The sequence below is a fragment of the Litoreibacter sp. genome (genome assembly GCF_039974535.1).
Lineage (GTDB): Bacteria > Pseudomonadota > Alphaproteobacteria > Rhodobacterales > Rhodobacteraceae > Litoreibacter.
Genome location: NZ_JBDWIU010000012.1, coordinates 69,373 through 85,890, shown reverse-complemented (window position 1 = coordinate 85,890; position 16,518 = coordinate 69,373). Strand labels below are relative to the sequence as shown.

The following is a 16,518-nucleotide window of genomic DNA, read 5'->3' as shown; positions in this document are numbered from 1 at the left end:
CCCAACCGATGAATTCAAATTTGACGTAGGCCTAATGCTTGCCCTAGCTCGGAATTTGAGGCATCCCGTGAGAGTTACACTGAGGGAATGAAATAATGGCAGACGGCAGCATTGATTTGAGCGCAAAACCAACCGAGGACATCTCAGTCCGCGAAGTGTTTGGCATCGACAGCGATATGAAGGTCAAAGGCTTCGCCGACCGCACTGACCGCGTCCCAGAACTCGACAGCACCTACAAGTTTGACCGCGACACCACCCTCGCGATCCTTGCGGGCTTCACCCACAACCGCCGCGTGATGATCCAAGGTTACCACGGCACAGGTAAGTCGACCCACATCGAACAGGTCGCCTCTCGCCTGAACTGGCCCTGTGTGCGCGTGAACCTCGACAGCCACATCAGCCGGATCGACCTCATCGGCAAGGACGCCATCAAGCTGAAAGACGGCGTGCAAGTCACCGAATTCCAAGAAGGCATCCTGCCTTGGGCCCTGCGCAACCCAACCGCCATCGTATTCGACGAATACGACGCGGGCCGCGCCGACGTTATGTTCGTCATCCAGCGCGTGCTGGAGGTAGATGGCAAGCTGACGCTGCTGGACCAAAACAAAGTGATCGAGCCGCACCCCAACTTCCGCATCTTCGCGACCGCCAACACTGTTGGCTTGGGCGACACCACCGGCCTCTACCACGGCACCCAGCAAATCAACCAAGGCCAGATGGACCGCTGGTCGCTGGTCACCACGCTGAACTACCTGTCCCACGGGGCGGAGTCGGCGATCGTTTTGGCCAAGAACCCCTACTACAACACCGAAGAGCGCCGCAAAACCGTAGAGCGCATGGTGACTGTAGCTGATCTAACCCGTACCGCCTTCATGAACGGCGACCTGTCGACCTTAATGTCGCCACGGACCGTCATCGCATGGGCGCAAAACGCGTTGATCTTCAACGACGTGGGCTACGCCTTCCGCCTTTCGTTCCTGAACAAATGCGACGAGCTGGAACGCGAAACCGTGGCCGAGTTCTATCAGCGTTGCTTCGACGAAGAACTCCCAGAGAGCGCTGCGAGTGTGAGCCTTGGCTAAAAACGACAACCCAGCCGACCCGTTCAAAAAGGCGCTGGCTGAGGCGACCAAAACGCTTGCCAATGACCCAGAGCTAGGCGTCGCCTTCTCCGTTGACCCTCCGGGGATGACCAACGACCAAGTGCGCTTGCCACAAGTCACGCGGCGGATGACACGCGACGAAGTGCTTTTAGCACGTGGCACGGCGGATGCCTTTGCCTTGCGCCGCCGCTTCCACAATGACACCACTGCCAACCGCTACCTGCCGCAAGGCAACATGGCGCGCGACCTGTATGATGCGATGGAAACCGCGCGTTGCGAGGCCATGGGCGCGCGCGTCATGCCCGGCACCGCAGGCAACATCGACGCCAAAATCGGCGCAGAGGCTACGCGCAAGGGTTACGGACAAGTCACCGAAGCAGCCCAAGCCCCGCTCTCCGTGGCGGCGGGTTACCTGATCCGCCACCTCGCCACAGGCCGCGAGCTGCCATCCGATGCGGCCAATGTGATGAACCTGTGGAAGGACTTCATCGAAGGTGCCGCCGGTGGCACGCTCGAGAACCTGCAAGACGTGCTGTCCGATCAGGCCAGTTTCGCCAAACTTGCACGCCAGATTATCGACGATCTGGGTTACGGCGACCAATTGGGCGAAGACCCTGACGACATCAACGAGGACCAAGAGGACGAGGCCTCCGAGGACCAGCAAGAACAAGAGCAAGACGAAGAGGCGAACCCCGACAAAGAGGACGACGCCGAGGATGAAGACGCCGCCGCCGAGCAGTCTCAGGAGCAGCAAGACGACGCCTCTGCTGCCACAGTGCAGCTCGACGATATGGCCGACGCTGAAATGGGCGATGAAGCAGAGCTGCCCGAGGGCGAGGCCCCAATGGACCCGCCGCCCCCCGCACCGCATTCCGACGCGGACCCGAATTACGAGGTGTTCTCAACCGAGCACGACGAAGTCATTCGCGCCGAAGAGCTGGCAGAACCTGCCGAACTGGAACGCCTGCGCGCCTATCTCGACCAGCAACTAGATCCACTCAAGGGCGCAGTTTCGCGGCTGGCCAACAAGTTGCAACGCCGTTTGCAAGCTCAACAAAACCGCTCATGGGAATTCGACCTTGAGGAAGGGATCCTCGACGCGGGCCGCTTGGCGCGAGTTGTCGTCAGCCCAACGACGCCGCTCAGCTTCAAGCAAGAAAAAGACATGGAGTTCCGCGACACCTGCGTGACCCTTCTTATCGACAATTCCGGCTCCATGCGGGGCCGCCCGATCTCCATCGCTGCGATCTGTGCCGATGTTTTGGCCCGCACGCTGGAGCGTTGCCAAGTGAAGACCGAAATTCTGGGCTTCACCACCCGCGCATGGAAAGGTGGGCTAAGCCGCGAAGGCTGGCTGGCCGGAGGCCGCAGCCAACAGCCAGGTCGCCTCAACGATCTACGCCACATCATCTACAAATCCGCCGACGCCCCATGGCGCCGATCCCGCGATAACTTGGGTCTGATGATGAAAGAGGGCTTGTTAAAAGAGAACATCGATGGAGAAGCGCTCGAATGGGCGCATAAGCGCATGATTGGCCGCCCAGAGGCGCGTAAAATCTTGATGGTGATCTCTGACGGCGCGCCGGTGGACGACTCAACTTTGTCGGTCAACCCCGCGAACTACTTGGAAAAGCATCTCCGCGACGTCATCGCCATGGTGGAGAAACGCCGCGCGGTGGAACTCATCGCCGTGGGCATCGGTCACGACGTAACTCGCTACTATGAACGCGCGGTCACAATTACAGATGTCGAACAATTGGCCGGCGCAATGACCGAACAACTCGCTGCTCTATTCGACAGCGATCCCCGTGCCCGCGCGCGCGTCATGGGCATGAAGCGAACCGGATAGTCGCACGCCGACTGCCATCATTGCTTCAAAAATACCTCGCAGGGGTCTGGGGAGGTCGCACCTCCCCAGCGTAACCGCGCGTGCCACCTCCGTGTAAAGCCACACCGGCTGTCCGCTTTGCTCTTGCACCTACGCGCTATTCTTCGCACCATTTGCACAAACAAAATGAGATGCCACATGTTCCAATCCTTTGAAGACGCCACCTCACCCGACCAAGGCCCACCTCGACTGAAAGCCTTGCGACAAGGGCTTGAAGACGCAAAGTTAGACGGCTTCCTCATCCCCCGTGCTGATGCGCATCAGGGGGAATATGTGGCCCCATGTGATGATCGGCTGGCTTGGCTCACCGGCTTCACAGGGTCTGCGGGTTTTTGTGCGGTCCTTGCAGATATTGCAGGTGTTTTTATTGACGGGCGCTACCGCGTGCAGGTGAAGGCGCAGGTCGATACAGGCAAATTCACTCCCGTAGCTTGGCCCGAAACCAAAGCTGGTCCATGGTTAAAAGAGCATCTACCTGCCTCCCACAAGATGGCCTATGACCCTTGGTTACACACGAACTCCGAGGTGGAGGCCATTGAAAAATCGGGCGTTACCCTCATTCCCAGCCCCAACTTCGTCGATCAAATTTGGGTAGACCGCCCAAGCCCACCGAAGGGTAAAATCATAGTCCAACCGCTAGAACTTGCGGGCGAGACACATGCAGACAAGCGCGGCCGATTGGCAGAACACCTCAAAGATGCGACCCAAGACGCCGCCGTTCTTACCCTACCCGATAGCATCGCTTGGCTGCTCAACATCCGCGGCACGGACATCCAGCGAAACCCTGTGCCTCATTGCTTTGCAATTTTGCACGCAGACGCCAGCGTCGATTTGTTTGTAACGCCCGAAAAACTATCCGACATAGGCGACCATTTCGGCCCCGAAATTCGCCTCCACACGCCCGATGTGTTTCTTGACACGCTGGCAAATCTAAAAGGCACCATTCGGGTCGACAAAACCTCCGCCCCAGCCATCGTGTCACAGACAGTGACGGCAGATGTGGTCTTTGAGGATGATCCTTGCGTCCTGCCAAAAGCCTGCAAAAACGCCACCGAGATCGAGGGCGCGCGCAGCGCCCATATCCGCGACGCCCATGCGATGGTGAATTTCCTCGCATGGCTGAATCTCCAACAGCCGGGCCTGACGGAAATTGAAGTTGTCACCGCCTTGGAGGGCTTTCGTGCCGCGACAAATGCCCTGCGCGACATCAGCTTTGACACCATAGCCGGTGCCGGCCCCAATGGCGCAATCGTGCATTACCGCTGTACCAACACCACCAACCGCGCGGTTCAGGACGGCGAATTGCTGCTCGTCGACAGCGGCGGGCAATATGTGGACGGCACCACAGACATCACCCGCACGGTGGTGATGGGCTTGCCGACGCGAGAGCAGCAAGAGTGTTACACCCTTGTTTTACAAGGCATGATCGCATTGGCGATGGCACGCTTCCCCCGCGGTGTGGCGGGGCGCGACCTAGATGCGCTGGCGCGCGCGCCCTTGTGGCGGCACGGGTTCGATTATGACCACGGAACTGGCCACGGCGTTGGCTCCTACCTATGCGTGCATGAAGGTCCTGCCCGCATCAGCCGCATCTCTGACGTTCCCCTCAAGCCGGGCATGATTTTATCGGATGAACCGGGCTACTACCGCGAAGGCGCATTTGGCATCCGCATCGAGAACCTGATCGTGGTGCAAGAGGCCCCCGCCATGGGAGACAACCGCGACCAGCTCAGCTTCGAGACGCTGACATGGGTGCCATTTGACCGGCGTTTGATCCTCACGGACATGCTCTCTCCAGCCGAGCGGGCTTGGATAGACGCCTACCACGCGCAGATCGCCGACATGTTGGATGTGACCGGTGACGCGCAAACTTGGCTGCAAGCTGCGACACTACCACTGTAATACACGACTTTCCAAAGTCGACTGAACATGCAATGTTCCGCGCTCTGCACAAAATGACCGTCAATAGAGGGGCTTGTTCCATGGCCAATGAGATCAAATTGCGTAACGCATCCGGCACTTACTCCATCCGCGCAGCTGGGGCTGTCTTGGGCGAGAGCGCCAATGTGATCGAATTGTCGGAGGGTGACTTGGCCCCCGTTCTCTACGTTCCGCGCGCAGATTTGGCGATGGCCTTCTTTGATAAGACCGACACCTCCACCCATTGCCCCTACAAGGGCGATGCGACGTATTACACATTTCAAGCCAAAAGCGGCCCGATCCCTGATGCCGCATGGTCCTATGAGGCCCCGATTGACGGCATGGAGGCAATCGCAGGCCATTTGGCGTTCTACAGTGACAAGGTCACCGTCGAAGAGGTTTAATCTCGGCTAAGACTGACGCCAGACTTCCATTTCACGGGCGCTAAGAATGCTCTTCCGCAGCGGTTGCCGCCAAAGCGCGGTTGTATTGCTTAAGCGCATCGACCTGAAACAAGGCCCCCATGATCGTGGGCGGCTGTCCTTCCGCCCCCAGTGTGACCACCGGAAGGAAGACGTCGTTTCTGCGTTCAAACAACGGCATAGCGTCTTCCAACGTCGCATTAGGGTCGATGAAGACCCCCTGCTCAATCAACGCCCATAGGTCATCCTCGGTGGCTGCATGCTCGTGATCCTGCGCACGCATTACGTTTTGCACGCGGAACATCGACAGCAGATACGCCTGTGGGCCAGCCGCCAGATGCACGTCACGGCGCTCCAGCAACGTCAGGAAGAAGGACCGATCCACCAAGCGGCTGGCAAGGGCCGTCGACAGCGACACCGCGACCATCACCGCAAGGCCGGTTTGCCAATCTCCTGTTAGCTCAAACACAATCAAAGTCGTGGAAATCGGCGCCCCTAGGACGGCGGCGGCAACCGCGCCCATGCCCGCTAGTGCATATAGCGTCTCGGAGCCGGACACATTCGGAAACACGCTGGTTGCAATCCCGCCAAAGGCCAAGCCAGTGAGTGCGCCAACCATCAACGACGGCGAGAACACCCCGCCCCCCATGCGACCTGCCATGGTGATGGCGACAGCTGCAACCTTCAGGATCACAAAGATGACCGCCTCATAGAGGATCAACTCCCCCGTAAGCGCCGCCGATGTTGTGCCATACCCAACCCCAATGATGTGCGGGAACCAAACGGCCATGACACCCAGCATTGCCCCTGCGCATACAGGACGCAGCCACCGAGGCATCCCCGTGACCCGCTGCAAATGAGTGCCGACATCGTCCGCCCAAAAAATTGCCCGCATCAAGGCCACGGCTATCAGACCGCACGTAAGCCCCAGCAGAAGGAACGCCGGAAGCTCCACGTAGAAATCCAACGTTGTGTTCAGGGGCAGCACGAACTCTGTCACATCACCAAAGGCCAAGCGGTTGATCACAGTGCCGGCCACGGACGCGATTACAATGGGTGCGAAAGCGTGAACCGCGAAGTGGCGCAGCACCACCTCTAAGGCAAATAGCGCGCCAGCGATCGGCGCATTGAACGACGCGGAAACGGCAGCGGCAACGGCACACCCAAGCAAATCGCGCCCAGTGATCCCGTCAGCCTTAATAAGCCCACAAATCCAGCTGGAAATAACGGCCGCGAGGTGAACAACCGGCCCCTCCCGACCAGAGGAGCCACCGGTGCTAAGCGTAATGATTGATGCCGCAGCCGAGGCCAAACCTGCCCGCTTTTCAACCCGTCCATTGTTTAGCGCAGACCCTTCGATCACATCCGCCACGGACCGCACCCGCCCATCGTCAGTAAACCGATGCAATATCCATCCCGTAAGCAGACCGCCTACAATGGGGATCAAGACGATCCAATACCAATCCACATTCGTGGCAAACTCCTCCAACGCACGCACGTCTTTCGCGTTGTAAAGCACGCCTTGAATGGCGGTAATGATCTTGCGAAACACCAATGCGGCCAAGCCAGCAGCGATGCCAATAAGCAGGGCAATAAACCAAAATTGAAGCTGGGATGGCCCCTTTTCGCGCATGATGCGAAGTGCTTTGCCCAAGGCATTAATTCCGTCGTCACATTGGCCACGGAGGAAGCCGCGTTCGGAATCATTCTGTGATGGTTGCTCGGCCATAAGTCCCCGGCGCCTAGCGTTGCGTTATTCCGTCATAGGACAAAGGCCGAAGGCGGTCTAGGCCACTATACTTTCAACAGTGAGCGCGCCGCATCTTTCGCGGCCTCGGTGATCGTGTCACCGGATACCATACGTGCGATTTCGGTGATACGCGCCCCCTCGTCCAACGGGATCACGGTTGAGAACGTTTGTTCATTTCGAACTTGTTTTTCCACCCGCCAATGGTGGCCACCAAGGGCTGCAACCTGCGGGGAGTGCGTCACGACCAGCACTTGCGATCCATCTGCCAGTGACTTGAGCCTGCGCCCCACCGCATCAGCAGTCGCACCGCCCACGCCACGGTCGATCTCGTCGAAGATCATCGTGACGCCTTCCGTGGTACCTGACAGGCAGACTTTGAGCGCCAGCAAGAAGCGCGATAGCTCCCCGCCGGACGCAATCTTGTTCAACGGGCCAGAAGGCGCGCCAGGGTTGGTCGCCACGGTGAACGACACGTCATCCTGCCCTTCGGGGCCTGCGGTCTCAAGCGTCACATCGGTTTTGAACACCGCGCGCTCCATCTTCAGCGGGGCAAGCTCCGCGCCCATTGCTTTATCCAATTTCGCCGCCGCCGTTTGGCGGGTCTTGGTGATCCGGTCAGCTTCTTCTTGATAGGCTGCCATCGCATCCGTCAATGATTTGCGCAGATCGGCCAATTCTTCCTCCCCGCCGTCAAGGGCGGCCAAGCGAATGCGCAGCCCTTCGGCGAAGGTTGCCAGATCATCAGCGAGAACGTCATGCTTGCGGGCAAGGCCGCGTAGAGCGAAAAGCTGCTCCTCTACCTGCTCCAACTCCATCGGGTCAAACTGCAGCCGGTCCAAAACGACTTCCACGCCCTGTTGCGCCTCGCCCAGTTCATACACGGCGCGTTCCAAGGCCGCCAACGGCGCGTCCAGCTGCCCCTCCGCCTGCTCACCCACACCGTCAAGCCAGCGGGCTGCATCATTCGCCATGCCTTCAGCGCCGTTCAATCCAAGCGCTTGTAATGCCTTGGAAATATCATCTCTGATACGTTCCCCAGCTTGCATTTGGCGGCGCTTCACATCGAGATCTGCTTCCTCCCCCGGTTGCGGGTCTACTGCATCCAACTCGGAGACCGCATGACGCAGGAATTCTTCTTCGGCGCGAATTTCGGCCAGAGCCTTCTCCGCCCGTTTCAACTCGCGCTTGGCGGCACTCAAGTCCTGCCACCGCTTGCCAACCTTGGTTAGATCTAGCCCCGCAAAGCTATCAAGCATCTCGCGATGGGCTTTGGGGTTCAAAATGCCGCGATCATCATGTTGGCCGTGCAATTCAACCAAAGTCTCCGACAGGCTGCGCAGCAGCTCTCCGGAGGTTCGGCGGTCGTTGATATAGGCTTGCTTGCGCCCGTCAGGGTAGTTGGTGCGGCGCAGGATCAGCTCGCCTTCATGCTCAAACCCGGCCTCCTCCAGCACCGCCCATGCGGGGTGCTCTGCGGGCAAATCGAACTGCGCTGTGACTTCACCCTTCTCGGCACCGACGCGCACCAATTCTGCACGGCCCCGCCAACCAAGAACAAACCCAAGCGAATCCAACAAGATAGACTTACCCGCACCCGTCTCACCCGTCAGCACGTTGAGTCCCGGCTGAAACTCAAGTTCCAGCCGATCGATGATCAACATGTCGCGAATATCAAGTGTGCGCAGCATCTACACCACCTGCGGCGCGGGGAAGCCCCCGCTAGCCGTTACAGCCACCGGCCCCGGATTACCTGACGGTAGATGTCCTGCAACCAGCCTTTGCCTGCCGCTTCCGGCTCCAATCCACGCCCTTGAAGCAGATTGAAGCTGTCTTGGTAGAAGCCTGTGGATTGGTAGTTATGGCCCAAAATGGCCCCTGCGGTTTGCGCCTCATCCGTGAGACCTAGCGACAGGTAGGATTCCACCAAACGGTGCAACGCCTCGGCTGTATGGGTTGTCGTTTGGAACTCTTCCACCACCACGCGGAAGCGGTTGATCGCAGCGGGGTAATGTCCGCGCTTTAGGTAGTAGCGGCCAATTTCCATTTCCTTGCCGGCCAAATGGTCGAACGCTAGGTCGAATTTCAGCACCGAGGATTTGGCGTATTCACTGTCAGGGTAGCGCTCGATCACCGTGCGCAGGGATTGCAGGGCTTGGAAGGTCAAGCCTTGGTCACGGCCCACTTGGTCGATTTGATCATAGTAGCTGATCGCCAGCAGGTACTGCGCATATGGCGCATCATCATCCGCGGGGTAGAAATCAATGAAGCGCTGCGCGGAGGCACGGGAGTTTTCGTAGTCGCGGTCCGCATGGTAAGAAAACGCCTGCATGATAAGCGCGCGCTTGGCCCATTCGGAATAAGGATACAAACGCTCCACTTCCCCAAACAGGCGAACCGCCTCGTCGATATCACTCTCGGAAAGTTGGAATTCGGCACGCTTGTAGATTTCTTCGGGACCAAAGGTCTCCAGCGGGGCTTCTTGATTGCTGCCCCAAAATCCCGCAAGAAACCCGTTGCGTTCTCCGCCACGATTTCCGCATGCGGATAAGCTTGCGACAAGCGCAAACGCTGTAACTGTCTTTAGGATAAACCTGCTGCGCCCTACCATTGACCGCCAACCTCTTTGCTTGACCGTACCGGTATCCGGTTCACAGTCTCTTTGCGCTGGTCTAGCACATCTCTTTGCAGGGCAAAATGCCTTTATGCTCGGGTTAGGCAACCAGTGCCAAATCAGCTTTGCGTACACCAACACCCGGTAAACGGGCTGCTTGCTCCGCGGAACACTCAACGATGCGGAATGAAGACGGGTTCGCAAACAGCTTGCGTAACAGCTTGTTTGTCATCGCATGGCCTGCTTTTACACCGGTATAGCGCCCTAAAATGGGAGCACCCGCCAGCGCCAAGTCACCCAAGGCGTCCAGCATCTTGTGACGAACGGCCTCATCCTCGTGGCGCAAACCACCGGGGCTAAGTACGTCATCGCCATCCACGACCACGGCATTGTTATATGTGCCACCAAGGGCCAAACCCTTTTCGTGCATCATGTCGATGTCCGCCTTACGGCAGAAAGTGCGGCTGTCAGACAGCTCGCGCACAAATGTTCCGTTGCGCATATCCAGCGCCATGTGCTGGCGGCCGATTGCGGCATCAGCGAATTCGATGTGAAAATCAATCTCTAGGCCACCGGCAGGCGTCAACATCGCCATGGCTCCATTTTCCTCAACCATAACTGGTGACAGAATTTCAATTGCGTGGAGGCGCGCTGCTTGATTGCGGGCACCTGTCTCTACGATGGCCCGAACGAAATCAGCAGAGCAGCCGTCCATGATCGGAACTTCGGGGCCATTCAACTCGATCAACGCATTGTGAATACCGCAGCCTGCAAGGGCGGCCATGATGTGCTCCACAGTGGAAACCCCAACGCCCGCGTCATTTGTCAGCTCACTACACAAAGGCTTGGCACCCACAGCGGAATAAATCGCGCGGATCATGTTGTCTGCGTCAGTCACATCCGTACGCTTGAACCAGATACCAAAACGGGCGGCCGCAGGGTGCACATCCATATGAACCGGCTTGCCAGAGTGGAGACCCACCCCGTCAAAGCTAATCGTCTGTGTCAAAGTGGCTTGCACGCAAGACCCCCGATAAAGCCGTCGAATGGCTTCTTTGTTTGAATACTGTTCGCGGATCACCATGGATCCGCTTGGATTAGCTGCAAAATATGGGTTGTGGGAGGATGTCACAACTCACTCTTTATGACCGTTTGCAACATACGCAACACGGCTGACAACTTTCAGCGTCCACCTTTGAAAACAAAGGGTAAAAACGAACAAAGCCGGGCAATGCCCGGCTTTGAAACGTTACGTCATCGCAACAATATTAGTTGGCTTGGCGGCGCAGGAAGGCAGGAATTTCGATCTTTTCCTGCTCTGGGTCGGCCTGAGCCTGTGTTTGAGGTGCTGGCGAGTGAGCAACTTGCGCTTGTTGACGTTGAGGTGCTGCTTGCGCCTCTTCCTCGCCCGCGCCAGTCATGCGACCGATCAGGGAGTTGATACCGAAGCGTGGCTTCTCTGCCTGTGTTTCGACCACTTCCTCTTGCTGCATGTGCTGCTCTTGACCAGGGTTACGGCCAACTGCGGCGCGAAGGCGCTGCATAGCTTCTGGCGTCGGAGTGCCAGCCGCTTGTTGACGGGACTGGAAAACCGGCTGCGCAGGTTCTGCCGCAGCAACGGGCTGGTACGCAGGCTCTGGTGCAGGGGAATAAACCGGCTCTGGCAGGCCATCTTCGGTCACTGGTGCGGCTTCTTGTTCTTGGAACAAGGAGGGCTCGGCGACTGCGGCTTGTTGATATGCAGGTGCGGTGGCTTGGGCCATTGGTGCTGCAGCTTGAACTGGCGCTGGAGCGGCTTGCGCTTCCGGCACTGGTGCTGGTTCGACCTGACGATCAAGTGTCAGCGGTGCAGCCAAGGAGCGGCGCGTAACCGGCTGAGCCAAAAGCTCTTCGGAGGCCTCAATGCCCGTCGCAACAACGGAGACGCGCATTTTGCCTTCCATAGTCGTGTCCAGCGTGGAGCCCACGATGATGTTCGCCTCTGGGTCCACCTCTTCGCGGATGCGGTTTGCGGCTTCATCCAGCTCGAACAATGTCAGGTCGTGGCTGCCAGTGATGTTAATCAGAACGCCCTTCGCGCCGCGCAAGGAAATCTCGTCCAACAGCGGGTTGGCGATGGCTTTCTCCGCGGCTTGAACCGCGCGATCTTCGCCCTCGGCCTCGCCTGTGCCCATCATGGCTTTGCCCATCTCGTCCATCACGGCACGAACGTCCGCAAAGTCGAGGTTGATCAGGCCCGGGCGCACCATCAGGTCGGTGACGCCTTTGACACCTTGGTACAGCACGTCATCGGCCATGGAGAACGCTTCGGTGAAGGTCGTTTTCTCATTCGCCAGACGGAACAAGTTTTGGTTTGGAATGATGATCAGCGTGTCCACAACCTTCTGGAGCTGCTCTACGCCCTCCTCGGCTTGCTTCATGCGCTTGCCGCCCTCAAACTGGAACGGCTTGGTCACAACACCCACAGTCAGAACGCCAAGCTCGCGGGCAGCTTGTGCGATGATTGGCGCGGCGCCAGTACCCGTACCACCGCCCATGCCGGCAGTGATGAAGCACATGTGTGCGCCAGCAAGGTGGTCAACGATCTCTTCGATGCTTTCTTCTGCGGCAGCGGCACCCACAGTAGCACGTGCACCTGCACCCAGACCTTCAGTGACCTTGACGCCCATCTGGATCTTCGCGGGGGCTTTGCCCTGCTGAAGCGCTTGCGCGTCGGTGTTGGCGACCACGAACTCAACGCCATCAAGCTCTTTCTCGATCATGTTGTTCACGGCGTTGCCGCCTGCCCCGCCGACACCGAATACGGTGATGCGTGGTTTGAGATCTGCTTGTTCTGGCATCCGAAGATTTAGTGTCATGAGTTGGGTCCGCCCGCTGTAGAAAAGGTGTGTGTACTTTTGACTTAAATGAGCCGTTTCGGCCCTTATGTTTATGCCTCGTTTCGGCAAATCCTATCGACACTGATAGCCGACGTCACGCGAAAAAGGCATTTATGCCACAAAATGTGGAAAAAATACGGTCTCAGTCGGCAGCATTTCGCTTAAACGTGGATATATGGCGGAAACTGTGAGCGCAGGCACAAGACAAAGCATGAACACCCCGCACAGGGCACAATTGCCGCGCGGAATCAGCATCAAAGTCTGGGGGCCACTGCTCGGCCTGATTTGCCTCTTACGGGCAATGTCTAAAGTATAGGATTCAGCAAGGCCCTTGTCACCCCTATTGCTGCGCCGCTTTTTTCTCTTTTAGTGACCGTAAGAACAGCCCAATCCCACCCACAAGCAAGATCAAGATGACCAACAGGTCAAAGGCGCTCATGCGGACCAATTGCAGATTGATATTTGCGATAACCCCGAACACCAAACCAATGAGCGACGCCGCCGCCAACCCCCAGCCAAGGTAGTTCTTTGAGTTATAGAAGATCATGCCAACACCGAAGATGAAGGGCACCAAGATCATACCTGAGGTAATCGGCAATCCGCCCAAGCGAAACGCCACCATCCCTATGCCAAACTGCGGGCGCACGATGATCCCGTTGAGCAGCATATAACCACCCGCACAGATCATCACAAAGCCGAGCAAGAAACTGCCCGTGCCGCCATCAGTGCCGCCTGCTCCGCGATTTGCCATGCCTTGATCCTACCAGTTGTCTTTGAACCACTTCACCGCACGCTTAAGCGAGCGGGCCGGATAGCCTTCCACCGGAATGTCGAAATCCCACCACTCATCCTGCGGGTGCGCCGCGAACAGGCAAGTGCCTACTGCGGATGCAAAACTTGGGCCAGTTACCGACTGCGGCAGGCCCTGAACGCGAAGCGGGCGACCGAGGCGCACTTGCTGGCCCAGAATACGTGTGGCCAGACCATCAAGACCCGGAAGCTGCGACGCGCCCCCAGTGAGCACGATACGTTGGCTTGGCAGGTGCTCGAAGCCAGCGGCGTCCAGGCGCACGCGGACCTCTTCCAAAATCTCTTCCATACGCGGGCGCATAACGCCGATCACCTCGGCACGGCTCACCGTGCGGCGGTCATGCTCCCAATCGCCTGTGTCTGAGGACAGGTCAATCATGTCGCGATCATCCATGCCCGTAGCCTGAACCCCGCCGTAAAACGTCTTGATCCGCTCCGCCGTCGGCATTGGAACCTGCAAGCCCTGAGAGATGTCAGAGGTGACGTGATCCCCGCCCATCCGCACAGTGTCCGCGTAGATCATGTGCTTTTTGATAAAGATCGAAATACCCGTCGAGCCGCCACCAAGATCGATACAGGCCGCGCCCAGTTCTTGCTCGTCCTCAACCAACGAGGAAATACCAGCCGCGTAGCTGGACGACGCGATGCCCGCCAACTCCAGATCACAACGCTTGATGCAGTAAAGAAGGTTCTCAATCGGGGCACGGTCCACGGACAGCATGTGCATATCCACCGACAGCGCATTGCCCGCCTGCCCTCGTGGGTCACCAAGGCCCGAACGGTGGTCCACCGCAAAGTTCACAGGCTGCGCGTGCAGGATTTCGCGGTTCTCGCCGTAATCCGGCACATCGCATGACGACAGAACCCGCGCCACGCAGTTGTCGGTGACTGCCCCGTCATGCAAATCAACACTGCCCGCCAAACCATAAGACCGCGGCTTAGCCCCTGCAAAACACGCAATCACATGATCAACCCGAACGCCTGCCATCTTTTGCGCCGCCTGTACCGCGGTGCGAATGGCGCGTTCGGTCTCGTGCATCGCGTCGATCTCGCCGAAGCGCACGCCGCGTGACCGCGTGGTCGCCGCACCAATGACGCGGAAGGAGGATTGCCCCGCCATCGACCCGATGCCGTCGCTGTCACGGAAATTCTCAGGCCCATCAAAGCGCAACACCAAGCAGGCAATCTTCGAGGACCCGACGTCCAAGACCGCAATGACGCCCCGTTGCATAGCAGCTTGGCGTTTGTTTCTCATGGCGCGTTGCGATTGGTACAGATCGGTCATGGGACGCTTGTCTCTCGTTTTTAGTTGCTGTTCACTTTGATGCCCTGCATTTCGCGCATGGATGTCAGCGCGTCAGAGGTCATACGAAGTGTGGGGCGGTCGGGATTGCGGATATCGATATGGGTGACGTCGCGCTTCAGAAGGTCTTGCGCCTCGTTCAGCGCCAGCACGCGGTCCAGCGCCAAGTCGGGCTGAAGTGGCGGCAACATAATGCGTTGGTCGCGGTTTAGGACAACGTCCCAACGACGCTCTGAAATGCGCACAACACCCAGCACGCGGTCGCGGATCGGGGACGTGCGTTCCAGCAAAGCCAAGGCTTCGGGCACGGCAGTGTTTGCCCCCTCGCCTGCGATCAATGGCAGATCAGGTCGCGCTGCACGGCTTTGCACTGCTGATACGCGGTGTCCTCCGACGTCCAGCAGCTCCAATCCATCAGGGCCACGCCAGACAACGGCAGGCACACGCTCTTCGACATTAATTTGCAGCAAACCGCCCGCGCGAACCCGCACATCAACGCGTTTAACCGCATCAAGGCTTTCCACCTGCTTACGCATCGCTTCCAAATCCAGATCGAAACTGGAGAGCGGCAAATCAACCGGCATCACTTCGCGAATGGCATTATTGAGCCCCGAAGACGCCCCATCAATCGCCATAATTTTCACCATGAATTCAGGACGTTCCTCAACGGAGCGACGAATTTCGGCGTATTTTTCGGATATAACTTTCTGACGATCCGCATCAGAGAAATACAGCCCAATTCCCGCGACAACCAACATCGCAGGCAAAAAGACACGCACGCATTTGCGGAAGGCTGGCGTCAGCCAAAGGCGCTCCATCCGGTAGGACCACCGGCTTGGGGCCGGATCATTGCTCGGCTGGGGTTTGTTAAACGGGTTCAACGGTCGCATGAGGCATCCTCCACCATCCATTGGCAAAGCTGCGCCATAGACATGCCTGTCTTTTGCGCTTGCTCAGGTGTCAGGGACGTCGGCGTCATGCCGGGCTGCGTATTCGTTTCCAGCAAGATCAGCCCATCGGCGCCCTTGCTTTCGTCCCAGCGAAAATCAGTGCGCGTCACGCCGCGGCATCCCAATGCATTATGAGCGCGCAAAGCGTAGTCCATGCAAAGTGCTGTGATCTCTTTAGGAAGGTCAGCTGGCACCACGTGGCTAGAGCCGCCTTCGACATATTTCGCCTCATAGTCATACCAGCCATCGGTCAGGATGTCCGTCACGATCAAAGCTCGGTCTCCCACAACAGATGTTGTCAGTTCGCGACCCGGCGCGAAGGCCTCAACCATCACAGTCTCCGGCATGTCACTCGACAGCTTCGGCGGGCCGTTGGCCCCCTCGTTTACCAGATACACCCCGACCGACGATCCCTCGTTGTAGGGTTTCACCACATAGGGCGCGGGGATCACATGCGCGGCCATCACATCTTCCTTGGAGGCCAACACGCTATGAGCCACAGGCAAGCCAGCTTCGCGGTAAATTTGTTTGGTGCGCTCTTTGTCCATCGCAACCGAGGAGGCCAGCACGCCCGAATGCGTATAGGGAATGCGCATCCATTCCAGCAGGCCTTGGACGCAGCCGTCCTCACCCCATCGGCCATGGAGCGCGTTAAACACGACATCAGGTTGAATTTCAGACAGACGTTCAGCCAGATCAGGACCCGCGTCCAGCTCTGTCACTTCATAGCCCGTTTCACGCAACGCGGTGGCGCAATCACGCCCAGAGGACAGCGAAACTTCCCTCTCAGCAGAGGGGCCGCCCATTATTACCACCACTTTGCGAATTGTCCTGCTCGACATATCCGCCTCAACCGCCCCTTTACTGGGGCTTATTTTGTGT

Annotated in this window: 13 protein-coding genes; 4 read left to right on the top strand and 9 right to left on the bottom strand. The window is 58.1% G+C overall.

What is annotated here, in order from left to right; genetic code table 11:
- Positions 1 to 95: 95 nt before the first annotated feature.
- From cobS to ABJN86_RS13325, 4 genes are all read left to right on the top strand, one after another.
- Positions 96 to 1,082 (top strand): cobaltochelatase subunit CobS, encoded by a 987-nt coding sequence (gene cobS / locus ABJN86_RS13340; RefSeq protein WP_348363624.1) that lies wholly within the window; start codon positions 96 to 98, stop codon positions 1,080 to 1,082.
- Positions 1,075 to 2,952: a cobaltochelatase subunit CobT gene (gene cobT / locus ABJN86_RS13335; RefSeq protein ID WP_348363625.1), complete on the top strand. Its 1,878-nt coding sequence runs from the start codon at positions 1,075 to 1,077 to the stop codon at positions 2,950 to 2,952. The genes cobS and cobT overlap by 8 nt, the downstream gene beginning before the upstream one ends.
- A 177-nt stretch (positions 2,953 to 3,129) precedes the next feature.
- The gene (locus ABJN86_RS13330) at positions 3,130 to 4,893 is read left to right on the top strand and encodes an aminopeptidase P family protein (protein WP_348363627.1); all 1,764 of its coding nucleotides are present in this window, start codon (positions 3,130 to 3,132) and stop codon (positions 4,891 to 4,893) included.
- Positions 4,894 to 4,973: 80 nt separating this feature from the next.
- On the top strand, positions 4,974 to 5,315 hold the full coding sequence (locus ABJN86_RS13325) for a DUF427 domain-containing protein (protein ID WP_348363629.1): 342 nt from the start codon (positions 4,974 to 4,976) through the stop codon (positions 5,313 to 5,315).
- A 40-nt stretch (positions 5,316 to 5,355) separates the two neighbouring features.
- Here the strand turns inward: ABJN86_RS13325 and ABJN86_RS13320 are convergent, their stop codons facing one another.
- From ABJN86_RS13320 to ABJN86_RS13280, 9 genes are all read right to left on the bottom strand, one after another.
- On the bottom strand, positions 5,356 to 6,966 hold the full coding sequence (locus tag ABJN86_RS13320; RefSeq protein WP_348363793.1) for a chloride channel protein: 1,611 nt from the start codon (positions 6,964 to 6,966) through the stop codon (positions 5,356 to 5,358).
- Positions 6,967 to 7,127: 161 nt separating this feature from the next.
- On the bottom strand, positions 7,128 to 8,771 hold the full coding sequence (gene recN, locus ABJN86_RS13315; protein ID WP_348363630.1) for a DNA repair protein RecN: 1,644 nt from the start codon (positions 8,769 to 8,771) through the stop codon (positions 7,128 to 7,130).
- A gap of 38 nt (positions 8,772 to 8,809) precedes the next feature.
- The gene (locus ABJN86_RS13310) at positions 8,810 to 9,691 is read right to left on the bottom strand and encodes an outer membrane protein assembly factor BamD (protein ID WP_348363632.1); all 882 of its coding nucleotides are present in this window, start codon (positions 9,689 to 9,691) and stop codon (positions 8,810 to 8,812) included.
- 103 nt (positions 9,692 to 9,794) lie between these two features.
- On the bottom strand, positions 9,795 to 10,715 hold the full coding sequence (gene lpxC, locus ABJN86_RS13305) for a UDP-3-O-acyl-N-acetylglucosamine deacetylase (RefSeq protein ID WP_348363795.1): 921 nt from the start codon (positions 10,713 to 10,715) through the stop codon (positions 9,795 to 9,797).
- A 247-nt stretch (positions 10,716 to 10,962) separates the two neighbouring features.
- On the bottom strand, positions 10,963 to 12,552 hold the full coding sequence (gene ftsZ / locus ABJN86_RS13300) for a cell division protein FtsZ (RefSeq protein WP_348363634.1): 1,590 nt from the start codon (positions 12,550 to 12,552) through the stop codon (positions 10,963 to 10,965).
- 361 nt (positions 12,553 to 12,913) lie between these two features.
- Positions 12,914 to 13,324: a hypothetical protein gene (locus ABJN86_RS13295; protein ID WP_348363636.1), complete on the bottom strand. Its 411-nt coding sequence runs from the start codon at positions 13,322 to 13,324 to the stop codon at positions 12,914 to 12,916.
- 9 nt (positions 13,325 to 13,333) lie between these two features.
- Positions 13,334 to 14,668: a cell division protein FtsA gene (gene ftsA / locus ABJN86_RS13290; RefSeq protein WP_348363637.1), complete on the bottom strand. Its 1,335-nt coding sequence runs from the start codon at positions 14,666 to 14,668 to the stop codon at positions 13,334 to 13,336.
- A gap of 20 nt (positions 14,669 to 14,688) precedes the next feature.
- Positions 14,689 to 15,576: a cell division protein FtsQ/DivIB gene (locus ABJN86_RS13285; protein ID WP_348363639.1), complete on the bottom strand. Its 888-nt coding sequence runs from the start codon at positions 15,574 to 15,576 to the stop codon at positions 14,689 to 14,691.
- Positions 15,564 to 16,478, bottom strand: a complete 915-nt coding sequence (locus ABJN86_RS13280) for a D-alanine--D-alanine ligase (RefSeq protein ID WP_348363641.1) — start codon at positions 16,476 to 16,478, stop codon at positions 15,564 to 15,566. The genes ABJN86_RS13285 and ABJN86_RS13280 overlap by 13 nt, the downstream gene beginning before the upstream one ends.
- Between the last annotated feature and the right edge of the window lie 40 nt (positions 16,479 to 16,518).